This window comes from Streptomyces sp. NBC_01298 (assembly GCF_035978755.1).
GTDB lineage: Bacteria > Actinomycetota > Actinomycetes > Streptomycetales > Streptomycetaceae > Streptomyces.
This window is the reverse complement of sequence record NZ_CP108417.1, coordinates 57,489-67,754: the sequence shown is the minus strand read 5'-3', so window position 1 is coordinate 67,754 and position 10,266 is coordinate 57,489. Positions and strand designations below refer to the sequence as shown.

At 68.6% G+C, this 10,266-nt stretch carries 7 protein-coding genes; 3 read left to right on the top strand and 4 right to left on the bottom strand.

Translation table 11 applies throughout. The features are described from left to right. Nucleotides 1–353: 353 nt before the first annotated feature. On the top strand, nt 354–4,565 hold the full coding sequence (locus OG730_RS43840; RefSeq protein WP_327310096.1) for a LamG-like jellyroll fold domain-containing protein: 4,212 nt from the start codon (nt 354–356) through the stop codon (nt 4,563–4,565). Between the two features lie 139 nt (nt 4,566–4,704). Here OG730_RS43840 and OG730_RS43835 read toward each other — a convergent pair whose 3' ends face one another. After that, on the bottom strand, nt 4,705–4,914 hold the full coding sequence (locus OG730_RS43835; protein WP_327310095.1) for a hypothetical protein: 210 nt from the start codon (nt 4,912–4,914) through the stop codon (nt 4,705–4,707). Nucleotides 4,915–5,136: 222 nt separating this feature from the next. On the opposite strand from OG730_RS43835, the gene OG730_RS43830 reads away from it, so the two are divergent. Then, nucleotides 5,137–6,744 carry a hypothetical protein gene (locus OG730_RS43830; protein ID WP_327310094.1) on the top strand — a complete coding sequence of 536 codons (1,608 nt, stop codon included), beginning with the start codon at nt 5,137–5,139 and terminating at the stop codon, nt 6,742–6,744. Nucleotides 6,745–6,889: 145 nt separating this feature from the next. Here the strand turns inward: OG730_RS43830 and OG730_RS43825 are convergent, their stop codons facing one another. Genes OG730_RS43825 through OG730_RS43815 form a run of 3 tightly spaced genes read right to left on the bottom strand, consistent with a single transcriptional unit; the run spans nt 6,890 to nt 8,423 of the window. After that, entirely contained in the window at nt 6,890–7,615 is a 726-nt protein-coding gene (locus tag OG730_RS43825; RefSeq protein ID WP_327310093.1) for a hypothetical protein, read from the bottom strand. Next, nucleotides 7,615–8,187 (bottom strand): RNA polymerase sigma factor, encoded by a 573-nt coding sequence (locus tag OG730_RS43820; RefSeq protein ID WP_327310092.1) that lies wholly within the window; start codon nt 8,185–8,187, stop codon nt 7,615–7,617. Before OG730_RS43820 ends, OG730_RS43825 begins: the two co-directional genes overlap by 1 nt. Next, nucleotides 8,184–8,423 carry a hypothetical protein gene (locus OG730_RS43815; RefSeq protein ID WP_327310091.1) on the bottom strand — a complete coding sequence of 80 codons (240 nt, stop codon included), beginning with the start codon at nt 8,421–8,423 and terminating at the stop codon, nt 8,184–8,186. Before OG730_RS43815 ends, OG730_RS43820 begins: the two co-directional genes overlap by 4 nt. A gap of 661 nt (nt 8,424–9,084) precedes the next feature. Here OG730_RS43815 and OG730_RS43810 point away from each other — a divergent pair. Continuing rightward, a complete protein-coding gene (locus OG730_RS43810) occupies nt 9,085–9,969 on the top strand; it encodes a recombinase family protein (protein ID WP_327310090.1) in 885 nt (294 codons plus the stop codon). Nucleotides 9,970–10,266 lie beyond the last annotated feature (297 nt).

Here is a 10,266-nt window from a genome sequence, read left to right as displayed (position 1 = left end):
GCTTTACCGCAGATCGCCTCCTCATTCTATGTAGTTCAGGTGGTACCTGCACGGCACGCCCCCCCGGGTGTGAGCGGATCAACTGGCGGGGCAGCATAGCCCGTTCGCAGGCCACCGGGCACGCCTCAATCCAGACAGCAGAACTCACGCAGAGGCGCAGCACCTAGGACAATGACCGAAAATCGGCAATTCACTTGCCTGGTGACTCGATAGCGGCGGGTGATTAATCCGTCTTGGGTGACTAGCTCCCACGGAATTTATCGTTCCGAATTTTCTCACACCCACGGACGGTCTGCCTGTGGTGTTAACTTTCACGGCCAGTTGCAGGCACAACAGAATTGGGGACATTTGCCGTGGGGGGCACACAGAGAAGAAAACGCCCGGCCAACCGGCCGGTCGCACTGGCAGGTCTGGTAGCGCTGGTCCTGTCCATCACAGCCATCGGCAACGCACCGGGCGTCTTAGCGGCACCGGCAGCAAGCACATCAAGCGTCCAGAGCGACGAGACCCCACCCGAGCGGCCGACGACCGAACGGGAGCGTGCGGAGGACGCCGCCCTGGCGGAGGCGAAGCTCACGGGCAAGCCCGTCACCGTGCCGGCGGCGACGACCGAGACCGACACGCTCACCGCCAATCCGGACGGAACCCTGGGCCTGACTCGGAGCGTCGCCCCTGTACGGACCAAGCGCGACGGCAGCTGGGCAGACCTGGACGCCACCCTGATCAAGGCGGCCGACGGCACGCTCCGTCCGAAGGCCTCGGTGAGCGGTCTGACCCTGTCCGGCGGCGGCACCGCCCCGCTGGCCACCCTGGATCAGGATGGCAAGCAGCTGGTCCTGAGCTGGCCGGCCCCGCTTCCCGTACCGGTACTGGAAGGTTCCAGCGCCGTCTACCGGGAGGTCCTCCCGGGTGCTGACCTGAAGGTCACGGCCGATGAGGGCGGCGGGATCTCACAGATCCTCATCGTCAAGTCCGCCGAGGCAGCGAAGAATCCGAAGCTCGTCACGCTGACCACGGGCCTCAAGGGCGAGGGCGTCACCGTCTCCGCCGACACCGCCGGGAACCTGAAGGCGGCCGACACCTCGGGCCGTACGATCTTCCAGGCGCCGGCCCCGACCATGTGGGACTCCACCACCCCAGTCGAGGTCCCGCTCGCCAAGCCTTCCGGCACCGTCGCCTTCTCCCAGGCGGTCACCTCGGACGAGACACCGCCCGGTGCCGGGGACGAGGAGCCGGTCAAGACCGCTTCGGACAGCGACGGGCCGGGCGACTTCGCCAAGACCACCCGTCTGCAGGCCGACCTCGGCAAGGACTCGGTCGCCCTGACCCCGGACCAGTCCTTCCTGACCGACCCCGGCACGGCCTACCCGGTGTACATCGATCCGGCCTGGATCCCCACCAACCGGAAGGTGCAGCACTGGGCCTGGGTCCAGGAGGCGTACCCGACCACCACCAGCTACGACGACTACGCGGACGACTACGATCCCGGTGTCGGCTACCAGCGCTGGCGCAGCAGGACGGGCCTGGAGCGCTACTACGTCCAGCTCGACACCAGTGACCTGGGCGACAAGTCCATCAAGAAGGCGTCCCTCAACGCCACCCAGACCTATGCCGCCGACGCCACCTGCAGCAACACCTACAACGTGGACCTGCACTCCACTGAGCAGCTCCTGTCGAACATCACCTGGAATGCCCAGCCCAAGGACCATGGAGTCCTCCGCACGACCTCGATGAACAGTGCCGGCGGCCCGGGATGTCCCAGCTCAACCACGCTCGGTGAGTGGGACGTACGCGACCACCTGGCGGACAGAATCTCGCTCGGCAGCGTCACGTACGCCCTCTTCGCCGCGAACGAGTCCAAGAGCAGCAGCAACAACGGCTTCAAGCGGTTCACCCGCGACAAGACCAAGCTGCCGTTCTTCTACATCGAGTACAACCGGCGCCCGTACGACCCGTGGGGCCTCAAGATGAGCCCGGCGCCCCAGAACCCGACCGGAAACGGCTGCGGCTGGGTCGGCGCCAGCACCTACCCCGGCTTCACCATCGGCGCCTGGATCGGCGACCCCGACGGCCAGGCCACCGATGCCGTCTTCGAGGTCATCGACACCGCCAGCGGCGCCGTGACGTACAGCAGCGGCTGGTTCGGGGCCGGAAACGGAACCCACTGGGTATCCGCCCAGCCGACCAACCTCATCGACGGCCGAACCTACTCATGGCGTGTCGCGGCGGGCGACGGCGACATGATGTCGGCCAACTGGGTGAGCGGATGCACGTTCTCCCTGGACACCCAGCCGCCGTCCGTACCGGTCGTCACCTCCGCCGAATATCCCCCCTCTGGCACGCTGCCCGGATCCAGACAGCACATCGGGCAGAAGGGCAGCTTCGAGGTTTCGGCGAGCGACCCGCTCAGCGGCGTCCTCTTCTACGAGTGGGCATTCAACGGGGACATCCCCGTGGGCGGTGCCAACCGGATCAATGCCGCGGCCGACGGCACCGCGACCATCGCGGTGACACCGACGTGGTGGGGCACCAACATCCTGCGCGTCCAGGCCGTGGACCGTGCGGGCAACCGCTCGCAGCAGCAGACCTACGTCTTCTACGTCCCCGACGACCCGAACGCCAAGACCACCCTCGGAGACATCACCGACGACGACCTCGTCGACTTCATCGCCCCCGCCGACAACGGCGACCTCATCGTCTACCCCACCGCGATCGACCCGTCGGCCGGCGGCCTGATCGCCGCGACCAAGGCCAACAGCCCCGGCGGCAAGGGCTGGGGCACCGGCACCCTGACCACACACCGCGGCGGCAACGGCATCACGGTCGATGACCTGTGGACCTTCCGCGACGGACAGCTCAAGCTCTACCGCAACTCCAAGACCAAGGGCGGCCCCTACTTCGACGCCGACGACACCCTGGATGTGCTGAGGCCGGTCCAGGGCTGCACCATCGCCGCCACCGACAAGCCCTGCGGGTCCGCGTACATCGGCAACTGGAGCCGGGTCAAGCAGATCCTCGCCGTCGGCGACGTACTGCCCGAAGCGGGCACCACGACCCAGCGAAATGACCTGCTCACCGTGGAGAGCAACGGGGCGGGCGGCACGCAGCTCATCCTGTTCCAGGGCAAGGCAACCACGGGTCAGCTGATCGATCCGGGCACGTTCGTCCTCAGTACGAGCGGCTGGGAGGACCTCACCCTCATGGCCCCAGGCGACGCCACCGGCGACGGCCTCGCCGACCTGTGGGCCCGGGACGACACGACCGGCTCCATCTACCAGTACGCCAACGTCGCCGGGCACCCGGAAGCGCTCGGCGACCACAGCAAGCGCACCAGGATCCGCACCGGTGTCACCGCCGAATCCTTCCCCGTGATCGGTTCCTCCGGCGACACCAGCGCCGACGGGGTCCCCGACCTCTGGTCCCTCGACAGCCGGCACCGCCTGCGCACCTGGAACGGCGAGACGACCAGCGGCAAGGTCACCAGCTTCGGAAGTTCAGAGGTCATGGGCGATGCCCGGATCTCCACGCACCACTGGAAGCTGAACGAAGAATCGGGAACGACCGCGGTCGACATGCGCGGCCGTAACAACGGAAAGCTCAGCTCCACCGGCGCCACGCGCATCGCGGGCACCGTCGCGGGCACGCTGACCGATGTCGTCGACCTCGACGGCGTCAGCGGCACGGTCACCTCCTCCGGCTCCCCGGTCGACACCACCGGCAGCTTCACCGTCTCGGCCTGGGCCAGGTCCGAGGCACCGAACATCGTCCTCAGCCAGGACGGCCTGCACGCCAGCGGCCTCATGATCTGGCACGACCAGGACGGCACCTGGCGGTTCGGGATGTCCCAGAAGGACGACGACAACTGGTCCTACGACCAGACCATCGTCATGAACGGCGCCGCCAAGGTCCGCATCAAGGAGTGGACCCAGCTCACCGCCACCTACGACGAGGTCACCGGCCTGATCGCCCTCTACGTCAACGGCACCCTCGCCGGCACCGGCCACCACCCCAAGGCCAACGTGTGGAAGGCCACCGGCCCCCTCGTCCTCGGCCGCTACAAGGCCGCGAGCAAGCCCTCCTCCTATTGGAACGGGCGGATCAGCAACGTGGCCGTCTACGACCACTCCACCGTCCCGACCGCGACCAGCACCACCCTCGTCTCGGCGGTCAACAACAGCAAGTGCGCGAACGACAACGGCGGCAACACCGCCGAAGGCAACCCCATCTCCATCCACGACTGCAACACCCCCTCAGGCACCGCCCAGACCTTCCAGGTCGGCGAGAACGGCGAGCTGCGCGTGGCCGGCAAATGCGTGAGCACCAAAGCCGGAGGCACCGCCATCCGCACCCTCATCCAGCTCAACACCTGCAACGGTGCCAACGGGCAGCAATGGCTCCCCACCGCTGACAGCGGCTTCTACAACCCGCAAACCGGCTACTGCCTCGACCTGCCCGCCGCCCGCACCGACAACGGAACCCAACTCGAACTCTCCGGCTGCTACGGCCTCAACGCAGAACGCTGGCTCACCCCCGGCCTCGCCACACCCCTCGGATCCACCGGCTAACCCCGACAGCTGTATCCGAATCGCTGGTACGTCTCGCCCGGAATATGGCGTGGGAAAGCTGGTGCGTAGCTCCGCCCACGGCCGCCGCCCCTCTGGGGCGGCGGCCCTTACCACTGCTACCAGTCCGGGTCGTCTGTAGCTAGCGGTGTATTACTGCGCAGGAAGTTCCGGGTAGGGAGAGCGCTACGCATTCGGGTTCGGTGCCGGTGCGGATGGGGACGGCGGCGCAGACGGTCCCCAGCGCGTACTCCTGCAGGTCTAGGAGGGGTTCGCCGGGGTGTCGTGCGTCGAGTTCGTTGAAAAGGACTTCGTCCGCGCCGAAGACGAACGGCGCCAGATAGGCCACCATGTCGGCTCGTGCCTGAAGGGACGGGCGCCGTGCAGCGTTGCCGCCGCGGCGTCGAAGACAACCTGATCAGCGCGTCGGACCCGAGAGCGGCCGCATCTCCGGGCCCGGTGCGCCGGATCCGCCAGGGCGAACCGGGGTGTTCCTTCGGCGCTGCCCGGCCGGTATCCCCGATGATGGGGCCGCCCCGGGCACCCGGGCTAAGGCGACACGGGGAGCAGGTTCATGGTGGTGGAGGCCGGTACGCAGGAAGACCGCGTCACGGGGAGGCTGTGGGTGGTGCGCCTGGACCCCTACGGGCGGCCTTCCGCCGGCACGGTCCGCCTCACCTGCTCCCGCCCAGCCTGCGCCGAGCAGCGCCTGCCCAGCGCCACCGAAGGCCGCAAAGCCGCGGTCGGACACCTCAACACGCACCTGGCACAGATCCGTGCCGGCGGCGGCCCGCGTCCTTCCGCCTGGTGCGCGTGCCGTACGACCGACTGCGCGTGGCACACCCCCGACCCCACCACCCTCCCTGGCCGCAAGCCCGCAGCCCGACCCCCGTGCGGGGGTCCGACAGTCCTGACCGTGTGCGCGGACCGTGCCGGACGGCTATGGCGTATCGCGGAGATGTGCGCGCGCTGCGCGGCCGCCACCCCCGGCTGCCGCGTCCTGGACACCGCCGCACCCCCGCCCTCCCCCATCCCGGACACCGCTGGCACGCGCCACACAGCGGGAGGAGAGCAGGCGGCCAGCGGCCCTGCGGGCACTGCAGCCTTCTTCTCGGATCACGCCGCCTCCTCCGCCGGCGAGGCAGCCCCGGACTCTGGACCGGCCTCGGTACCCAGCGCCCGCACGGCCACCTCGCCCACCGCACCGCGGCGGGCCAAGCGGTGGGGAAAGATCGCGCAGCGGATCGTCCCCTACGACCTGCAACCCGACGTCCTGCGCCTGGAACTCATCGAGCTCGGCGACCTGTTCCGGACCTACCAGAACAACCCCGAGCCGGACCTGGCCCGCCTCGCCGACCTCCATGACCGCAAAGCGCGCGCGTTCTCGTCCTGGGCCGACGTCACGGGCGAGACCGCGCTGCGCCACGAGGCCAAGCGGGCTGCGGGGGCCGCGCAGGCCACCCGGGACATGCACGCCAACCGCCTCGGACTCCCCGCGGGCGACGCGGACGGGCCTGTGGTAGAGCGGCTACTGACCCGCAACCACGCCGTACACGCCCGTACCGTCCTCGACTACGTCCGGGATCACGCCCCGCACGCCGAGCCGGACGTCCACCTCCTGGTCCTCCTGCTCACCCTGCGCGCCGCCCGGGACGGCACCGGGAACATCACCGGCCAGGACATCACCGGCTGGCTCCCGAGCGGTGCCGAGCAGGCCCTGGAGCAGCTGGTCGCGGCCGGCTGGCTGCGCCTGCCGGGCAGCGCGGCCGAGGCCCTGGCCTCGCGGCCCGAGGACTTCACTACGTTCACCGTCCCCGGCCTGCTGCCTGAGCAGCCCCGCCCGTTCTCCTTCGGCAAGACCACCCGGGCCAAGATCTCCGGCTGGGCCCAGAAAGCGGTCGGCGACCGGAAGCTCCGCAAGAAGAAGCTGGGCGCCGCAACCAGGCTCCTGGCCCTTTACACCGCCGCCCACACCCAAGGCGACGGCCACCTCGGACACCCCGACGACGACGGGCTCGCCCTGGAACAGGTCGCCGCGTTCTGCGCCATGACATCCGAGGAAGTCGCCGAGCACGCCGTGCTGCTAGTCGAGGCGGACTGGCTTACCCAAGCCAGCGCTGGCGCCGGGAGGCTGCGCGGACAGCTCACCGAGCGGGTCCTGCCGCTGGGCGGGCTGCTGTAGGGCCCACGACGGCTGGAGCAGCCGTCAGATCTGCGGGGCCGAAGTGGCTCGGCGTCACCAGGCCGCGAGGAGGGGGCGAGCTGCTACGACCAGTTGAAGGCACAGGTGGCCCCGGTGTGAACCGGGGCCACCTGAACATGCACGATCAGCGCGCAGCGAGCTCCTGGAGCAGCTGTGCGTCGATGAACTCGGAGTCCGTCCGTTCGTCGCGCGGGCCGGCGGGTTCGGGCAGGTCGTTGTCGCTGTAGCCGAGCATCCGGGCGTGTACGCGCCATACCCGTGCGTCGGGGCTCTGGCCGACCGCGGCATGGTGCGCGGCTAGGAGGTGGGCGGCGAGGGCGTCGCCGGCGCCGGCGGCGAAGCGCCACCAGTACAGGGCTTTCTCGCGCCGGTTGAGGGTGTACTGGAGGCAAGCGAAGGTCCGGGCGCCGGCCTGGTCGTAGGTCGCGGCGAAGTCGGCGAGGGTCTCGATTTCCTTGGAGCGCAGTACGGCGTTGCACAGCTGCTTGACGTACGTGGCGACCGCGTACTGGGAGGCTCCGGGGTCCGGGGGGATGATTGGGCTCGGCCGGCGGCGGAATCCGCGGCGGGTGAGGGGCCGTGAGGGTCCGCCGGGCCGGCTGAGGGCCGGGTCGGGCCCCGGGGGTGGGGGCGACACCTGTGTGGCGATGGGCTCTGGCTCAGTGGGCAGGCCGGGCAGTTCGAGGCCGGGGACCGGAACCGGGGTGCCGCTGAGGTACCGGATCCGGCCGGGCCGCTTGGCCTCGGCGGCGACCCGGGCGGCGAGCCGGTCCATGAAGTCGTCGGTGTCGTGGTGGGCCGCTTGTTCTCGCAGTGTGCGTACTTGGGTACTGAGCAGGTCTTCCAGCATCAGGAGTCCCCTTTCTCCGTATCAGGAAGCTCCGTGAGTAGGGCCTGGAGCTTGGTCTTGCCTCTGCTCGCGTTGGTCTTCGCCGCGCCTTCGGAGATGCCGAGGCGCTCGCCGATCTCGGAGTACGGCAGTTCGTCGCGGTGGTGCATTTCCCAGCAGGAGGCGGTGAGCGGGGCGAGCTGCCGCAGCGCTTCCAGTGCCCGGTCGAGGCGGTCGCCGGACCGGAGGTGGATCAGGTGGGTGGTGTCGGGGAGCTCGGTGAGACTCTGCTCGCGGTCCCCGCGGCGGGCGTTGCGCCTGTAGAAGTCGGTGATCGAGTTGTCGAGAATTTTGTGCGCCAGTTTGATCGGTTTCGGGTGGGCGAGGATCCTCTCCCACTTCCGGTACATGATCATTGCGGCGTCCTGGAGGGCCTCGTCGGCATCGCGGGGGTCGCGCAGGCGTCCATTCGCTATGCGGAAGAAGGAGTCCTTGTAGTTTCGCAGGAAGACGTCGAAGTCGATCGGGAATGAAGCCCGTTCGGGCTCGGGTTCTACGAGGTCGCGTTCCTGGCCGAAGGGATCGTTGTTCACCGCTCCCCCTGCGAGTCGGCGGGTCCCTCGAGCTGGCTCACGTCCTGATACAGCGCGAAGGCGTGCTGCGGTGCGGCAGCTCGCCGGATGTCGCGCGAAGCGGCGGCCGTCTCGGTCTCGGAACGGGATTCCTGGGCGATACGGACGGTGCGTCGCACGACGGCTTCGAAGCACACCGTGATCATCCGGTAGACGCCGACGATTGCCAGCGCGTACCAGGTCCAGTGGAGCTCCACGAAGCCTCCTTCATCAAGCAGTTGGAGCCCCGGCTGATGCTTCATTGCGGACCGGGGCAGAGACACAGCGTGCTCTCATCCCTACACACCGAGATCGAACCCCCTCAGGGTTACCTCCAGGACAGACGTTCTTACCGGGAAGGTGATCGCCCGATTACGGAAAGTGCTCTCACCTGCAATGGAGCCAACCTGAGTGATCCAGATCACAGAGTGCGCCGGTTTGAGAGCCAGGGCGCGCCACCCGGCGCACACAGGGGCGCACCTGCCAGCACCAGGAAGGGCACTGCTGTCCGGACTGTCCTTGCCGCGGTTCGACGGCGGACGCCTGGTCTTGGCGGTCGATGTGTCACTGCGGCTCCGCTCGGACGCCGTGCTCAGCCGATCGACTGCTGCAGGTCGTAGAACCGGTTCCACGGTCCGCTCGACGGGGACGTCTCACAACGGAACACCGGTCCGGATCCGGAACTGTATGACGTCGATCAGTTGCCGCCGGGGGCCAGACGGGTGGCCGCCCTACGCTTGACCCCTTCGGTAGCAACGGCTCCAGCACTGCCCACTGCTCATTCGTTCGTTTTCCCCGCGCCATGAGGGGTGATCATTCATTCGTTCAAGATCGACTTCGGGTGTACGCCCTAGATCGGACCTATGAAACGATCAAGGAGTGGACGACTACCAGCACGTTGAAAAGCACGTGTGCCCCGTGTCCAGCTGCACGGCCCCATCCGGCTCGCCCTGCCGAACGATCAAGGGCAAGGTCGCGATCCGTTACCACACGGCTCGCTTCCGCCTGGTCCCGTCCCTGACCAAGGTGCCGAACGTGCCCACCGCCGCCGCACGGAAGCCGAGCTCCACCCAGGTGAAGCTCCCCCGCCCGGCCGGCCCCGGAGCTGAACCGACCGGCCACATCCGCATCGGCTACGCCCGCGCGTCTACCGCCGAGCAATCCCTGGATACCCAGCTCGACTCCCTTGCCACCAACGGCATCACCCAGGTGTTCTCCGACAAGGTCTCCACCCGTGTCGCCAAGCGCCCCGGGCTGGAGAAGGCGGTCGCGGTCGCCCGCGAGCTGCGCACCACCGGGGCCCGGGTCACCCTCGTCGTCCACGAGCCCAAGCGCCTCGGCCGTGGGATCGAGCTGGTGAACCTCGCGGAGGACCTCAAGGGCGCCGACGTCGGCCTGCAGTTCCTCCAAGGCGAACTGCAGGGCTCCCACGACCCCTCGGGCGTCGTCTTCGGCGTGCTCGCCGCACTGTCCGGGATGGAGCGTGAGTACATCCGCGACGCCACCCTCGCGGGCCACAAGTCCGCCCGCCGGCGCGGTAAGACGATCGGCGGGGCAAGCGTCACCAGCGGCGACATGCTTGCCAGGGCGCTGCAACTGCGCGCCCAGGGCAAGAGCCTGCGGGACATCGCGGGCAGCCTCGTCATCTCCAGCGGAGCCAAGAAGGGGCAGCATCCTTCCGCAGTGACCGTCCTGCGGATGCTGCGCGAGTATGACGACAAGACGGACGAGGCGGCCCTGGCGAAGACCGAGGGCGGCGGGTGACTACCCACACCACGGCCCAACGCAACGAGGCGGAAACCAGCGGTCCTCGCCGAGGGACTAATCCTTTAGACAGAGGAGCCGTGGCCCAGGAGCATTCCGTGGCCGTGATTGTGGCCGGGCCACCCGGGAGCGCGCGCACCTTTCTCCTCGACGGCACCCGCATGATCGCCCAGCTCACTGCCGGGCTGCAGGCAGGGACCCGGCCGAGCAAGGCTGGAGCACCCTCGACGACCCTGTAGGTGCTGCGGAACGCGAGGGCATGATGGTCCGTGCGGCCGTCCCGAACCAGAGCGCTGG

Bases quoted from the DNA above. Each gene is read 5' to 3' on its own strand.
- OG730_RS43835 (WP_327310095.1), bottom strand. From the start codon at position 4,914: ATGGTGGCCTATCTGGCGCCGTTCGTCTTCGGCGCGGACGAAGTCCTT.
- OG730_RS43825 (WP_327310093.1), bottom strand. From the start codon at position 7,615: ATGCTGGAAGACCTGCTCAGTACCCAAGTACGCACACTGCGAGAACAA.
- OG730_RS43830 (WP_327310094.1), top strand. From the start codon at position 5,137: ATGGTGGTGGAGGCCGGTACGCAGGAAGACCGCGTCACGGGGAGGCTG.